The 14,045-nt window shown below is 72.3% G+C and carries 11 protein-coding genes; 6 read left to right on the top strand and 5 right to left on the bottom strand.

Annotated elements, in window-relative coordinates; genetic code table 11:
- Positions 1-104: 104 nt before the first annotated feature.
- From bioB to JQN84_RS04585, 3 genes are read left to right on the top strand one after another with little or no spacing between them, the layout of a single operon-like run.
- The gene (bioB, locus tag JQN84_RS04595) at positions 105-1,100 is read left to right on the top strand and encodes a biotin synthase BioB (RefSeq protein WP_204957106.1); all 996 of its coding nucleotides are present in this window, start codon (positions 105-107) and stop codon (positions 1,098-1,100) included.
- A gap of 4 nt (positions 1,101-1,104) precedes the next feature.
- On the top strand, positions 1,105-1,353 hold the full coding sequence (gene bsaP, locus JQN84_RS04590; protein ID WP_372445898.1) for a biotin synthase auxiliary protein BsaP: 249 nt from the start codon (positions 1,105-1,107) through the stop codon (positions 1,351-1,353).
- Between the two features lie 3 nt (positions 1,354-1,356).
- Complete coding sequence (locus JQN84_RS04585; protein ID WP_204957105.1) at positions 1,357-1,863, top strand: GNAT family N-acetyltransferase; 507 nt, start codon at positions 1,357-1,359, stop codon at positions 1,861-1,863.
- Positions 1,864-1,934: 71 nt separating this feature from the next.
- Here JQN84_RS04585 and JQN84_RS04580 read toward each other — a convergent pair whose 3' ends face one another.
- Together JQN84_RS04580 and JQN84_RS04575 are read right to left on the bottom strand one after the other, a co-directional pair.
- A complete protein-coding gene (locus tag JQN84_RS04580) occupies positions 1,935-4,412 on the bottom strand; it encodes a non-reducing end alpha-L-arabinofuranosidase family hydrolase (RefSeq protein ID WP_204957104.1) in 2,478 nt (825 codons plus the stop codon).
- 209 nt (positions 4,413-4,621) lie between these two features.
- Entirely contained in the window at positions 4,622-7,582 is a 2,961-nt protein-coding gene (locus tag JQN84_RS04575; RefSeq protein WP_204957102.1) for a glycoside hydrolase family 9 protein, read from the bottom strand.
- A gap of 238 nt (positions 7,583-7,820) precedes the next feature.
- Here JQN84_RS04575 and JQN84_RS04570 point away from each other — a divergent pair, with 238 nt between their 5' ends.
- Positions 7,821-8,225, top strand: coding sequence for a VOC family protein (locus JQN84_RS04570; protein WP_239484657.1), 405 nt, complete (start codon positions 7,821-7,823; stop codon positions 8,223-8,225).
- Positions 8,226-8,480: 255 nt separating this feature from the next.
- On the opposite strand, the gene JQN84_RS04565 is transcribed toward JQN84_RS04570, so the two are convergent.
- Together JQN84_RS04565 and JQN84_RS04560 are read right to left on the bottom strand one after the other, a co-directional pair.
- The gene (locus JQN84_RS04565; protein WP_204957101.1) at positions 8,481-9,605 is read right to left on the bottom strand and encodes a GNAT family N-acetyltransferase; all 1,125 of its coding nucleotides are present in this window, start codon (positions 9,603-9,605) and stop codon (positions 8,481-8,483) included.
- 89 nt (positions 9,606-9,694) lie between these two features.
- Entirely contained in the window at positions 9,695-10,396 is a 702-nt protein-coding gene (locus JQN84_RS04560) for an ACT domain-containing protein (protein WP_204957099.1), read from the bottom strand.
- A 152-nt stretch (positions 10,397-10,548) separates the two neighbouring features.
- Here JQN84_RS04560 and JQN84_RS04555 point away from each other — a divergent pair, with 152 nt between their 5' ends.
- A complete protein-coding gene (locus tag JQN84_RS04555) occupies positions 10,549-11,634 on the top strand; it encodes a phosphotransferase family protein (protein ID WP_204957097.1) in 1,086 nt (361 codons plus the stop codon).
- Positions 11,634-12,845: an acyl-CoA dehydrogenase family protein gene (locus JQN84_RS04550; protein ID WP_204957096.1), complete on the top strand. Its 1,212-nt coding sequence runs from the start codon at positions 11,634-11,636 to the stop codon at positions 12,843-12,845. The genes JQN84_RS04555 and JQN84_RS04550 overlap by 1 nt, the downstream gene beginning before the upstream one ends.
- A gap of 90 nt (positions 12,846-12,935) precedes the next feature.
- On the opposite strand, the gene JQN84_RS04545 is transcribed toward JQN84_RS04550, so the two are convergent.
- Positions 12,936-13,982 carry a LacI family DNA-binding transcriptional regulator gene (locus tag JQN84_RS04545; protein ID WP_145918565.1) on the bottom strand — a complete coding sequence of 349 codons (1,047 nt, stop codon included), beginning with the start codon at positions 13,980-13,982 and terminating at the stop codon, positions 12,936-12,938.
- Positions 13,983-14,045 lie beyond the last annotated feature (63 nt).

Below are 14,045 nucleotides of genomic sequence, written 5' to 3'. Positions count from 1 at the left end.
CGGCGGGCCCGCCGTACCGCCACGCGGAAGGGGGCGGCCGGGATGGCCGGGGGCCGTCGGCTCGGGCGTTTCCCGGCCCGCTGCGGCCTTGTAGGGTACGAGCCATGCCAGAGATCCTCGACCAGGCCCGGACCCAGGTGCTGGGCGACGGCGTCGGCCTCGACCAGGCCGGTGTCCTCGCGGTGCTGACCCTGCCCGACGAGCACCTCACCGCCGCCCTCCAGCTCGCCCACGAGGTGCGGATGCGGTGGTGCGGCCCGGAGGTCGAGGTCGAGGGGATCGTCTCGCTGAAGACCGGTGGCTGCCCGGAGGACTGCCACTTCTGTTCGCAGTCCGGCCTGTTCACCTCGCCGGTCCGGTCGGTCTGGCTGGACATCCCGTCACTGGTCGAGGCGGCGAAGCAGACGGCGGCGACCGGGGCGAGCGAGTTCTGCATCGTGGCCGCCGTGCGCGGCCCGGACGACCGGCTGATGAAGCAGATGCGCGAGGGGGTCGCCGCGATCCGCGCGGCGGTCGACATCCAGGTCGCCGCGTCGCTGGGCATGCTCAGCCAGGAGCAGGTCGACGACCTGGTCGAGATGGGCGTGCACCGCTACAACCACAACCTGGAGACCTGCCGCTCGTACTTCCCGAACGTGGTCACCACGCACTCGTGGGAGGAGCGTTGGGAGACCCTGCGGATGGTCCGCGAATCGGGCATGGAGGTCTGCTGCGGGGGCATCCTCGGCCTCGGCGAGACCGTCGAGCAGCGCGCCGAGTTCGCCGCGCAGCTCGCCGAGCTGGACCCGCACGAGGTGCCGCTGAACTTCCTCAACCCGCGTCCGGGCACGCCGCTGGGCGACCGGCCGGTGGTGGAGGGTAAGGACGCGCTGCGGGCCATCGCCGCGTTCCGGCTGGCCATGCCGCGCACCATCCTGCGGTACGCGGGCGGTCGGGAGATCACCCTCGGTGACCTGGGCACCCGCGACGGCCTGCTCGGCGGGATCAACGCGGTGATCGTCGGCAACTACCTGACCACGCTGGGACGGCCGGCGACCGACGACCTGAAGCTGCTCGACGAGCTGAAGATGCCGGTCAAGGCGCTCTCCGCCACCCTGTGAGGTGATGATGACCGATGCGGGTGACCCGACCGCCGGCGGCCGTACGGCGGAGTCCGCAGTGCTGACGTCGGCCGCGGCCTGGTGCGACCGCTGTGGTGCGGACACCACGGCGGGCCCGCACCCGGGTTGCGCGGCGGCCCGGGTGCTGGAGCCCCCGCGCTACTGCGGGCACTGCCGCCGGCGGATGAAGGTGCAGGTGCTGCCGGTCGGCTGGTCGGCGGTCTGCGTCGAGCACGGCGAGCGGCGGGGCTGACAGGTGCTGCGCGGTCGGACGGTCACGCTGCGCCCGGTGACGGAGGCGGACGTGCCGGCCCTGGCCGCGATCCGGGCCACCCCGGAGGTGCGCCGCTGGTGGCGCGGCGGCGACGACCTGGCCGCATCGGTACGGGCCGACTTGGCCGACGACACGGTGACGGTCTACGTCGTCGAGCACGCGGGCCGGCTGGTCGGGGCGATCCAGTGGTACGCCGAGACCGACCCGGACTACCGCCACGCCAGCCTGGACGTCTTCCTCGACCCGGCGGTACGCGGCAACGGGCTGGGCGGGGACGCGGTCCGCACCCTGGTCCGGCACCTGGTCGACGAGTACGGCCACCACCGGTTCACCGTCGACCCGGCGGCGGCGAACACGGCGGCGATCCGGGCGTACGCGAAGGTGGGGTTCCGGCCGGTGGGCGTCATGCGGCGGTACGAGCGGGGTGCGGACGGACGCTGGCACGACGCGCTGCTGATGGACCTGCTCGCCGAGGAACTGGCCGGCTGAAACCGGGCGGGGCGTGCCCGGCACCCTCAGGTGCCGGACACGCCCCGGTCGTTGCGCGTGCGACGGTGCGCCTAGCGCTGGAGGGTGAGGACACCCGGCCGCCACGGCAGCAGGTTGTAGTCGGTGTTCGCGTTGGGGTCCTTGCCCTGGTAGAGCAGTTGCAGGTTGCAGGCGTCGATGGTCTTGGTCTGGTCGGGGTTGGTGCGGACCAGGTCACCGTGGCTGATGTCGTTGGTCCACGTGGCGCCGCTGTTGGCCTTGCCGGCGAAGGGGTTGCTCTCGCTGGTGGCCTGCGGGGTCCACGAGCCGCCCAGGCTGGTGGAGGTGAAGGAGCGGAAGTAGCGCTGCCCCTGGCTGCCGATCGCCTCGACGATCATCAGGTACTGGTTCTGGCCCTGCACCTTGTAGACCTCGACGCCCTCGAACAGGTTGTTCGTCGAGTCGGTCATGATCGTCGTGTAGCTCGACCCGAAGCTGCCCGGGAAGTTCCCCAGCGGCATGCTCGACCGGTAGATCTTGCCGTTGTCCCCGGCGAAGAACAGGTACATGTTCTGGTCGTCACCGATCAGGGTCTGGTCGATCACGCCGTAGGGGGCGTCCGGGAGGGTGGCGGTGGACAGCGTCTGCGCCGAGGACCAGCCGTTGGCGTTGGTCGGGTCGCTCGACGTCTTGTAGCTGAACGAGGTCGGCCCCCACTGGTACGCCAGCACCCAGATGTTCTTCGGGGCGAAGTACAGCAGGGTGGGCGCGACGGTGCCCTGGCTCATCCCGTTCTGGCTGGCCGAGGCCATGTCGGACCAGTTGGTGAACGTGCCGAAGTTCATCGAGCTGTACTGGCCGCTGCTGTTGACGTACGAGCCGTAGACCAGGTGCTTGCCGTTGTAGACGACGTTGGTGAAGTCCTTGAGCGAGACCCAGCCGTTCTTCGGGCTGGTCAGCGCGCCGGTCGACGACCACCGGTAGGTCGACGGGAGCGCGCAGCCGCCCGACGGCGGGGGCGTGGTGGTCGGCGGCGGCGTGGTCACCGGCGGGGTGGTCGGCGGCGGGGTGCTGCCCCCGAAGTCGGTGCGCCACTGCTGGTTGGTCTGCCCGTGGCAGTCGTACAACTGGACCTGCTGGCCGTTGCCGGTGCCCCAGACGTCCAGGCAGCGCCCGGACTGCACGCCGCTGATGGTGCCGTTGGCGTTGATGTTCCACTGCTGGTTGGCCCCGCTGTTGCAGTCCCAGATGATGATCCCGGTGCCGTTGGCGGTGCCCGCGCCGTTGGCGTCGAGGCACTTGGTGCCGTAGACCTGCAACTGCTTGCCGCTGGTGTACGTCCACTGCTGGTTGGACTGGCCGTGGCAGTCGTAGAGCTGCACCCGGGTGCCGTTGGTCTGGGTGGCGTTCGGCACGTCGATGCACCGGTTCGACGCCACGCCGACGATCCGTCCGGCGCCGCCGCTCGGCGGCGGGGTCGTGGTGGGCGGGGGCGTGGTGGGCGGGCCCGTGGTCGGCCCGGAGGTCGGCGGGGCCGCGTTGAGCGCGTTGAGGACCGAGTTGTACGCGGCCTTCTTGTTGCCGCCGCTGTCGAAGAGCAGCGGGCTCTCGTTGGAGCGCCAGGAGTCGCTGTCGCGTACGCCCCACACGGTGATGCCGATGCAGCGCGGCACGTTCAGGCAGGCCTGGGTGAGCCCGGCGTACTGGGTGGTGGAGGAGTTCGTGACGTCGACCTCGGTCAGCGCCACGTCCACCCCGAGGGCGGCGAAGCTGGACAGCGTGGTCTGGAAGTTGCTCGGCAGCGAGCTGCCCCCGGTGAAGTGGGTCTGCAGACCGACGCAGTCGATCGGCACGCCCCGGGACTTGAAGTCCTGGATCATGCGGTAGACGCCCTGCGTCTTGCCGTACGACCAGTTCTCGATGTTGTAGTCGTTGTAGCAGAGCTTCACCGACGGGTCGGCGGCCCGCGCGGTGCGGAACGCCACCTCGATCCAGTCGTTGCCGGTGCCCTGGAGGTTCGACGACCGGCGGCTGCCGTCCTCGTTGAACGCCTCGTTCACCACGTCCCAGGCGGCGAGCTTGCCCTTGTAGTGGCCCATCACGCCGTTGATGTGGTCGATCATCGCCTGGCGCAGGTTGCTGCCGCTCAGGCTCTGCATCCACGGCGGCTGCTGCGCGTGCCAGGCCAGGGTGTGCCCCCGGACCTTCAGGCCGCGCTGGGTCGCCCAGTTGTAGATCTGGTCACCGGAGGTGAAGTTGAACTGGCCCCGTTGGGGCTGGGTCGCCTCCGGCTTCATCTCGTTCTCGGCCGTGATCATGTTGAACTCGCGGCCGGCGATCGTGGTGTAGTTCGAGTCGCCGAGCCGGCCCCCCGCGATCGCCGTGCCGAAGTACCGGCCCGACTGCGCGGCGGCCGCGCCCAACGTGGTCGCGGCGGCGTTCGCCGACGGCATCATCACCGCGACGGCGGCCACCGTCACGACGCTGACCGCGCCGGCGAGCAGCGCCCGGACGGCTGGTGGTCGCCGTCGCCGACTCCCGCCGTGATGAACGGATGGGCTCATTGCCATCGTGGCCTCCTTGCTGGCCCGCACCCGGACCGTCGGGGCGGGACGGCCGGGCGTCGCGGTTGTTAAATCTAGTGCCGTCGATGTTTCCATCACGCACCGGTCAGAACAAAGATGTTTCGGAAAAGTTTCGGAACATTTTTTGCCGGGGCCCACCCGACGCGACGTGGCCGGTCACCGCAGGTGCGGTGCCGGCCACGCCACGTCGACGATCAGGAGACCGTGCAGGCCGCCCCGTTGAGCGTGAAGCTCGTCGGCTTCGGGTTGCTGCCGGTGTGGGTGCCGTTGAACCCGATGCTGGTGGACGCACCGGGGGCGAGCGCCCCGTTGTAGCTCATGCTGGTCGCGGTCACCGCCGTACCGGTCTGGGCGAACGTCGCCGACCAGCCCTGGCCGACCTTCTGCCCGCTGCTCGGGAAGGTGAAGGCCAGACTCCAGCCGGTGAGCGCGGTCGTGCCGGTGTTGGTGATGCTGATGCTCGCGGTGAAGCCGTTGGTCCAGTCGCTGGTGGTGTAGCCGACCTTGCACGACGAGGCGGGCAGGGTCGGGGTCGGGGTGGAGGTCGGCGTCGGGGTCGGCGTCGAGGTCCCCGGCAGGGTCTGCACGGTGACGGTCTTCGACGGGGTCGACGGGTTGCCGGCGGCGTCCACCGCCACCACGTAGAACCCGTACGACGTGTCGGGGGTCAGCCCGTTGACCTGGAGGGTGGTACCGGAGCCCGTGGCGACGACGAGGTGGGCCGGCCAGGAGGTCTTGTAGACCCGGTAGCCGGTGACCCCGACGTTGTCGGTGGACGGCGTCCAGCTCAGGGTCACCCCGTTCGCGCTGATGTTCGACGCGGTCGGGGTGCCGGGCGGGGTCGGCCCGCTGGTGTCCGAACCGGTGCCGGCCGGGGTGGCCACCGCGAGCGGCGACGACCACAACGAGCTGTTGCCGGCGCCGTCGCGGGCCAGCACCGAGAACCGGTAGTTGCTGGCGGGCGAGAGCGTGGTCAGGGTCAGGCTGTTGGTGGTGGTGTGGAAGGAGGAACGCACGTCACTGCCGACCGGCTCCATGGCGACGTCGTAGCCGGCCAGGCCGCTGCCACCGGTGTCGGTGGAGGCGGGCCAGGTCAGCGTCATGCCGGTGGGGGTGACCGCCGAGGCGACCGGGGTGCCGGGAACGGTGGGCGGGGTGGTGTCCGTCGGCGTCGAGGTCGGCTCGTCACCCCAGACCCGGGTGGTCCCGGCATACAGCGGCACCTTCGGGTTCGGGCCGGCGGTGGCCTGGTACGACGGGTCGTTGGTCGGATCCCAGGTGCCGCCCTCCGGTACGCCGATCTTGAACTGCACCTCCATCCGGTGCTGCGACTGCCCGGCCGGGGCGATCGTCTGACCGGTGCAGTCCACCTCGACGTACCAGATGTCGCCGGAGAGCTGCCTGGCGGTCGACGGCGACGGGCAGCCCTGGGTGTAGCCGGGGGTGACCTGCACGGCGGTGCTGCCCTCGGGGCGGAAGTAGTAGCGGAACCTCCCGTTGGTCAGCGCCCGCGCCGGGAACGCCGACTTGTTGTAGATGATCGCCTTGAGCCCGGTGGCCCGGGGCTCGGCCTGCATCACCGTGGTCTCCACGGTCAGCTCGGCGATGTCCGGCTGCTCGGCGGTGGGGAAACCGGCGAGCGGCGTGCCGCCGTACTCCTGGGAGAGCCGGGCCAGGGCGGAGGTGAAACCGGCGTTGTAGTCGGTGGCGACCTCGTTCATCACGTAGTCGGACCGGCTGTCGGTGTAGGCGTCGTTGGCCGCCGACGGGCCGCCGACCAGCGCGCCGTAGAGCACGTGCCGGGTCTCCACCGGCACGGTCTGGCTGTCCCACCAGGAGCCGTGGGCGGTGCGGTGGTGCGGGTTCTTCGGCGCGTTCTTGCCGAACCCGATCACGTAGCTGGAGTTGCGCGGGTTGTCGCCGAGCGCGTAGTTGATCTGCCGGACGGCGAAGTCGTGGAACCGGGCCTTGCGGGTGGCGTCGGTGGTCCTGTCGCTGTAGACCAACGCCGCGAAGCTGGTGTTGGCCGCGTACCGCAGCGCGCCCCAGGAGTCGAGGACGGCCATCCCGCCCGGCGAGTAGGGCACCTTCTGACCGTTGACGCCCACCGTCCAGTAGTCGAGCCACCGGTTGGCGTCGTCGACGTACTTCTGCTTGCCGGTCAGGTTGGCCAGCAGCACGTACGCCCCGAACTGCTTGTTGTCCCAGGCGATCGTCCACTTGTAGGACCGGGTGGTGGACTGCGGCTCGGTGCCGAGCTTGTCGTACTCGCTCTCGGCCTTGGCCAGGTAGCTGGCGTCGCCGGTGGCCCGGTGCAGCCAGATCGCACCCCAGACCAGTTCGTCCTGGTAGCCGCTCCACGACTTGTAGAAGCTCGTCGCGTCGGTGATGCACTCGTGGTAGCTCTTGCGCACCGTGTCGGCGAACGTGTAGAGCTGCTTGGCGTGGGTGAGCAGCTTGTCGGCGTAGGCGGCGTCGGTGGGCCGGAAGACCATCGACGACGCGGCCATCGCCGCCGCCGTCTCCCCCGCCAGGTCCGCCCCGCCACAGCTCGCATCGATCTTGTACGCGGGCCGCGCCATCGGCAGCACCTCGGCCGGACCCCACCACTTGTGGTCGTCGTCGCCCTTGCCGACCTGCCCGTAGAGCACGTTCGCCGAGGGGTGCGCCTTGATGAAGTAGTCGTTGACGAAGCGCAGGTTGTTCAGCAGCGGAGTGAGCTGCCCGGCGGCGACGTACCCGTCGCGGTACTCGACCGCGCCCCAGGCGAGCATGGTGGCGCTGAACGCCATCGGGAAGCCGAACTTCACGTGGTCACCGGCGTCGTACCAGCCACCGGTGAGATCCACGCCGACGTCCGCGCCGTCGGTGAGCGCGGAGTCGCCCCGCCAGGAGACCCGGTTCCAGGACGGCTTCTTGCCGGACTGCTGCGCCTCGTAGAACAGCAGCGACTTCTGCAACGCCTCGGGGTAGTTGAACATGCCGGTGCCGGCGGCCTCGGCGCGCCCGGCCACGGTGGGGGCGGCCCCGGCGGTGAGCGGCAGGGCGCTGATGGCGAGGGCAAGCCCGCTGGTCAGGGCGGCACCGGCGGCGAGCAGGCGGCGGAGCCGGGGCCGGCCCGCGCCCGACCGGCCGGGCCGGTTCGGGTGCTGCATGCGGAACTCCTGTCGATGGTGCCTCCGGCGACGCCCACCGGACGCGGGGACGGGGGCGTCGCGGGTGGTGGGCGTCGCCGGAGGCGGGTGGTGGTGAGTGGACCGGGGAGTCGCGGGAGCGCTCCCATGGATGTGCGCCAATGTAATCGTTCGGTCATCGGTTTGTGAAGGGGCCAACCCCGACGACACCGGAAGAAGCTCCCCGGACACCGCCGCCCGACCGGACTAGCCTTGATCGATGTCGATGATCGAACAGGTCTCACTCGGCGTGACCGACGACCGGCGCGCCGGCCGGTTCTGGGCCGGGGCCCTCGGCTACGCCCGCCGGCCACCCCGTTACCCCGGCGACAGCTGGATCGTGCTGGAACCGCCGCCCGGCAGCACCGGGGTGGCCCTGGCGATGGACATCAGCGTCAGCCCGGTGACGGACCATCCCCGCATCCACCTCGACCTGCACGCGGGAGACCGGGACCTCGACGACGAGGTCGACCGGCTGTGCGATCTGGGTGCCGAACGGGTCGACTGGCCGCACTACCCCACCGAGCCCGAACCCGGCCAACTGCCGTACGTCGTCCTCGCCGACACCGAGGGCAACCGGTTCTGCGTCTCCGGGCACCGCCGGGCCGGCGTCTTCTTCGGCTGACCGCCGCCCCTGCCGACGCACCCACCGGCCGCGCACCGCCGGCCCGCCGGCAGCGACCCGGGCCACCCGGCCACGACCGGCCCGGACCTGCCGCCCGGGACCTGCCTCGACGCGCCGCCCGGAACCGGCCCGGACATGGGCAGGGCCCCCGCACCGGGGGCCCTGCCTGTACACCGTCCTCCGCATCGGAGTTCGGCCACGCACCGGAAGGAAGCCCCCGCCCGGTGCCACACGGGTCGTCTCGGTGATCGGTCGTCAGCAGACCCCGCCGGTCGCGCTCGTCCGCCGGGGGCCGATCACGGCAGCACCGGGCCGACCCGCCCCGTCGGCGACCGGGCCGTCGCCCACCGGGGCGGCCAACGCGACGGTCACGGTGAGCAGGCTGCCGTCCCGCTCGATCGGCGCGGACCGGCCCAGCCGGGCGACCGTACGCACCATCGGCGTGTTCTCCGCCTGGGTGTGCAGGACCAGCGCCGCGAACCCGGCCCGCTCGGCGTGCGCGAGCAACCGGCGCAGCAGCGCGGTGCCCAGCCCACGCCGCTGCCAGTCGTCCCGCACCAGCAGCGCCGCCTCCGCCTCGTCGCCCTCGGCGAGCAGGTTGGCCAGCGCGACGACCGACTCCGCCGCCCCGTCGGAGCCGGTCGTCGTGGCCACCAGGGTCAGCCCCCGGGCCGGTTCCAGCAACCGGCGCAGCCGGGCCGGCGAGGGCAGCGCCGCCCCGCTGAGATACCGCCGCTGCCGGCTGGTCGCCGAACAGCGCTCGTGCAGATCGACCACGCCCGCCAGGTCGTCGGCGGTCGCCGGCCGGACGGTCAGCTCCGCCCCGTCGGGCAGCACCAGGACCACCCGGTCGGCCTCCCGCCGAGCCACCGCCGCCGCCAACTCGACGAGCGCCTGTGCCCGCGCGTACTCCGCCGGGGTGAAGCTGGGCGCCTGCCGGCGCAGTTCGTACGAGCCGCCGGTCGGATCGGTCAGCAGCATGGTCGTGGTGCCCACCGCGTCGTGCCCGGCGGCAGCCGTCGGCCGCCAGGTCACCTCGTCCGCGCCGAGCGTGATCCGGAGCACCTCGCCTGCCAGTTCCGGGTCACCGACCAGCCGGGTGGCCAGCCCGAGCACCCGGGTCGGCTGGTCGGCCAGGCCCCGCGCCTCGCTGCGGGCGACCCAGCAGTCCCGGCCCCGGCCGCGTTCGACGGCGGCGATCAGGTCCGCCTCGTCGAGGGTGTCCGGCGCGTCGACGAGGAAGTCGTCCACCGCGCCGACCTCGGTGGTGTGCACCTGCACGGTGAGGATGTTGACCCCCCGCAACGCGAGACTCGCGGTGAGGACCGACAGGTATCCCGGCCGGTCGTCCACGGTCGCGCGAACCCGCCACAGCGCCATGTCCACTCCTTTCCCCACCACGAAGCCTGCCCGCGGCCTGTTGCCGTGGCGTTGCCCGGTGGTGTCGCACCGGCAACCGTCCGCCCAGGTCAGGTGACGGTGGTCACCGACTTCGGGCCGACCAGGTCGAGCCGGTCACCGAGGATCACCGCGCTGGCCCGGACGAGCTGGGCGAGCCGGTCCACCTCGGTGGCGTGGAACCCGGCGGCGGTCAGCGGCTCGGTGTGGTCCCGCGCGACCACCAGCACCAGCCCGGCCCGGCCGAACGGCGCGATCGCGTAGTGCGTGCCGTCGGCCATGGTCAGGGTGCGGGCCCGCAGCGGGGTCACCTCGGGCAGCCGGGGCGGCTCGGGCGCGCGCCAGCTGGCGTGCCCGACGGTCGCCGTCCCCGCACCGGCCCGCGAGGCCCAGTCCACCGGCACGACGGCCGCCACCGCCCAGTCCGCCGCGAGCAGCCCGGGCACCGCGTCGACCAGGGTGGCCACCCCGTCGGTGGGGTTCGCCGCCACCTGGGCGAGCAGTTCGGCGTCCTGACCGGTGGTGGTCGGCGCGCCGATCGCCCGCCACACCCCGTCGACGCGTACCCCCGGGATGGCGGCGAGGCCCGCGAGTAGGCCCTCGACCCGGGCGGCACCGGGCCAGACCACGGTGAAGTCGTCAACCGCCCGGCCGCCGAGCCGTTCCAGCACCACGACCTGGACGATGTCCGCCCCGGAGACGCCGAGCGTGCGGGCCACCTGGCCGAGTGTCCCGGGTCGGTCCGGCAGGGTCACCCGAACTCTCAGCAACATGTCTGTCCCTCCGCTCGGCGGGCCGACCGCACACGGCCGGCAGGCTGGTCCCCAGCCTGCCGGTTGACCATTTCGCCCCTGTTGCCGTGGCATGTCCCGGGCGGAAAATCGCTGACCTTGACAACCCGGCTGACCTGCCATCAACTATGCGGATGACCGAGCCGGCCGTCGACGCGTCCCACGACGGCGGAGCCCCCGGCGACCGGCCGCCCCCCGGGCTGGATCTCGACCGGTTGGCCGGGTGGCTGGCCCTGCACCACCCGGAGCTGGCCGGCGGGCCGCTGCGGGCCAGCCTGATCACCGGCGGCAAGTCCAACCTGACCTACCTGCTGCACGGTGCCGGGCGCGAGCTGGTGCTGCGCCGCCCACCGCTGGGGCACGTGCTGGCCACCGCGCACGACATGGCCCGCGAGCACCAGGTGATCGCCGCGCTCGCGCCGACCGCCGTGCCGGTGCCCGGGGTGGTGCTGCTCTGCACCGACCCGGCGGTGATCGGGGCCCCCTTCTACCTGATGCAGCGGGTGCCGGGCGAGGTGCTGCGCACCCGGGCCCAGACCGACCCGCTCACCGACGGGCAACGCCGTGACCTGGCCTGGGCGATGATGGACACCCTCGCCGCGCTGCACACCGTCGACCCGGCCGCGGTCGGGCTGGCCGACTTCGGCCGACCGCAGGGCTACCTCGGCCGGCAGGTACGACGCTGGGCCGGCCAGCTCGACCGGTCCCGCAGCCGGGAGCTGCCCGGGGTGGACGAGCTGCGCGACGCGCTGGCCGCCTCGGTGCCCGAGGGGGTGAACGCCGGCCGGATCGTGCACGGCGACTACCGGCTGGACAACCTGCTCACCACGGTCGACCCGGTGTCGGTGCGGGCGGTGCTGGACTGGGAGATGGCCACCCTCGGTGACCCGCTGGCCGACCTCGGGCTGCTGCTGACGTACTGGGACGTGCTCGGCGACAGCGACCTCGCCGAGGGCAACCCGGTCGCCGACGGGCTCGGCCCACGCGCCGGCTTCCCCACCGGCGGCGAGCTGATCGCCAGGTACGCCGAGCGCAGCGGCGTCGACGTGGGGCCGCTGCACTGGCACCTGGCCCTCGGCTGTTTCAAGCTCGCGGTGATCTGCGAGGGCATCCACTACCGGCACACCCTGGGGCAGACCCTCGGCGGTGGGTTCGACCGGATCGGCGAGATGGTGACGCCCCTGGTGGAGCACGGTCTGCGCGCGGTCAGGGGGAACTGATGGACTTCGACTACGACGCCCGTACCGTCGAGCTGCGGGAGCGGCTCGGCGCGTTCCTCGACGAGTGCGTCCTGCCGGCCGAGGCGGTGCACGCGGCGCAGGTCACGGCGGCGGGTGACCCGTGGTCGCGGTCCCCGGTGCTCGACGAGCTGAAGGTCGAGGCGCGACGGCGCGGCCTGTGGAACCTCTTCCTGCCCGATCCGCGCTACGGCACCGGGCTGACCAACCTCCAGTACGCCCCGCTCGCCGAGCTGACCGGGCGCAGCCCACACCTGGCCCCCGAGGCGGTCAACTGCGCCGCCCCGGACACCGGCAACATGGAGCTGCTCGCCGAGTTCGGCACCGGGGCGCAACGCGACAGGTGGCTCACCCCGCTGTTGGCCGGCGAGATCCGCTCGGCGTTCTGCATGACCGAGCCCGAGGTGGCCTCCTCCGACGCCACCAACATCGCCACCCGGATCGTCCGCGACGGCGACCACTACGTGATCAACGGGCGCAAGTGGTGGTCGTCCGGGGCGATGGACCCCCGGTGCGAGCTGTTCATCGTGATGGGCAAGACCGACCCGGACGCCGACCGGCACCGCCAGCAGAGCATGGTGCTGGTGCCCCGGGACACCCCCGGGGTGCACGTCCGCCGGGGCATGACGGTCTTCGGCTACACCGACGCCCCGCACGGCGGGCACGCCGAGATCGACTTCGTCGACGTCCGGGTGCCGGCGGAGAACCTGGTCGGTGCCGAAGGGACCGGGTTCGCCATCGCCCAGGCCCGGCTCGGGCCCGGCCGCATCCACCACTGCATGCGGCTGGTCGGGATGGCCGAGCGGGCCCTGGAGCTGCTCTGCCGCCGGGCCAACCAGCGGATCGCGTTCGGCCGGCCGCTCGCCGAGCAGGGCGTGGTCCGGGAGTGGATCGCCGAATCCCGGGTACGGATCGAGCAGGCCCGGCTGCTGGTGCTCAAGACCGCCTGGCTGATGGACACCGTCGGCAACAGGGGCGCGCACACCGAGATCCAGGCCATCAAGATCGCCACGCCGGCGATGGCCGAGTGGGTGATCGACAAGGCGATCCAGGGGTACGGCGGTGCCGGGGTCAGTCAGGACACCCCGCTCGCCGGGCTCTGGGCCCAGGCCCGCACCCTGCGGCTCGCCGACGGCCCCGACGAGGTGCACCGCGCGTCGCTGGCCAAACGGGAACTGCGCCGCTGGTCCTGAGCCTGGGCCGTTGGTCCTGAGCCGGGGCCACCGGCGCGTCAGGCCACCCGGCGGCGGGCCGGAGGTGGAGGTCGGAGCTGTCGAAGCGTTTCAGGTGGAGGCACGCTGGATGAGTTCGGTGTCCAGCAGGATGTGCGGGGTGGGGATCTCGTCACCCCGGATCCGGGCCACCAGCAGCCGGGCCATCTGCCGGCCCATCTCCTCCACCGGCTGGAAGACCGTGGTCAGCGGCGGGTCGGCCTGCTGGGCGACGGGTGAGTCGTCGAACCCGATGATCGCCACGTCCTCGGGCACCCGCCGGCCCGCCTCGCGCAGCGTCCGCAGCGCGCCGAACGCCATCAGGTCGGAGGCGACGAAGACCGCGTCCAGTTCGGGGCAGGCGTCCAGCAGCCGACGCATGCACGCCGCGCCGCTGCCCTCGCTGAAGTCCCCGTAGGCGATCATGCGGGGGTCGAGCATCCCGACCGTCGACTCCACCGCCTCCCGGTAGCCGACCAGGCGGGCCAGGCCGGCGCCCATGTCCTGCGGGCCGGCGATGGTGGCGATCCGGCGGCGGCCCTGCCGGGCCAGGTGCTGCACCGCGTTGCGGGCGCCACCGACGTTGTCGACGTCGACGAACCAGGACGGCCGCGCCCCGGGGCGCAGCATCCGGGCCGGCCGGCCGCCGAGCACGGTGGGCAGGTCGCGCTCCTCCAGCAGGGTGGGCAGCGGGTCGGAGTCGTGCAGCGACAGCAGCAGGACCCCGTCGACGTGCTGGTTGGTCAGGTGGTTCTCGACCCGTTCCCGTTCGATCGGGGACTGCACCATGGCGAGCCAGAGTTGCAGCGGCGTCTCCAGCAGGCCGGAGCTCACGCCCCGGACGATGCCGGCGAAGAACGGCTCGGTGAAGACCCGCTCCCCCGACTCGGAGACCACCAGGGCCACCGAGTCGGTCCGCTGGGTGACCAGTGCCCGTGCCGCCCGGTTCGGGACGTACCCCAGCTCGGCGATGGCCTGTTGGACGGCGGCCCGGGCCTCCGGGCTGACCTGGGGTGAGCCGTTGACCACCCGGGAGACCGTGCCCCGCCCGACACCCGCGCGGGCGGCGACCGCGTCGAGGGTCGGGCGCCCGAGTGACCGGGTGCGTTGCGTTGTCATCGTCTCTCCTCCGACGTCGGACGGTCCCCGCCGTCCGCCCCCGGGGGCGGGCGGCGCGGCGGG

It is taken from the genome of Micromonospora humidisoli, assembly GCF_016900955.1.
In the GTDB taxonomy this organism is placed as follows: Bacteria; Actinomycetota; Actinomycetes; order Mycobacteriales; family Micromonosporaceae; genus Micromonospora; species Micromonospora wenchangensis.
Note: the sequence above shows the minus strand (reverse complement) of the source record. Positions and strands in the feature narration are given on the sequence as shown.

Excerpts from the sequence above, each read along its gene's own strand:
- bioB (WP_204957106.1), top strand. The coding sequence starts at position 105 with ATGCCAGAGATCCTCGACCAGGCCCGGACCCAGGTGCTGGGCGACGGC.
- bsaP (WP_372445898.1), top strand. The coding sequence starts at position 1,105 with ATGATGACCGATGCGGGTGACCCGACCGCCGGCGGCCGTACGGCGGAG.
- JQN84_RS04580 (WP_204957104.1), bottom strand. The coding sequence starts at position 4,412 with ATGGCAATGAGCCCATCCGTTCATCACGGCGGGAGTCGGCGACGGCGA.
- JQN84_RS04575 (WP_204957102.1), bottom strand. The coding sequence starts at position 7,582 with ATGCAGCACCCGAACCGGCCCGGCCGGTCGGGCGCGGGCCGGCCCCGG.
- JQN84_RS04570 (WP_239484657.1), top strand. The coding sequence starts at position 7,821 with ATGTCGATGATCGAACAGGTCTCACTCGGCGTGACCGACGACCGGCGC.
- JQN84_RS04565 (WP_204957101.1), bottom strand. The coding sequence starts at position 9,605 with ATGGCGCTGTGGCGGGTTCGCGCGACCGTGGACGACCGGCCGGGATAC.
- JQN84_RS04560 (WP_204957099.1), bottom strand. The coding sequence starts at position 10,396 with ATGTTGCTGAGAGTTCGGGTGACCCTGCCGGACCGACCCGGGACACTC.
- JQN84_RS04555 (WP_204957097.1), top strand. The coding sequence starts at position 10,549 with ATGACCGAGCCGGCCGTCGACGCGTCCCACGACGGCGGAGCCCCCGGC.
- JQN84_RS04550 (WP_204957096.1), top strand. The coding sequence starts at position 11,634 with ATGGACTTCGACTACGACGCCCGTACCGTCGAGCTGCGGGAGCGGCTC.
- JQN84_RS04545 (WP_145918565.1), bottom strand. The coding sequence starts at position 13,982 with ATGACAACGCAACGCACCCGGTCACTCGGGCGCCCGACCCTCGACGCG.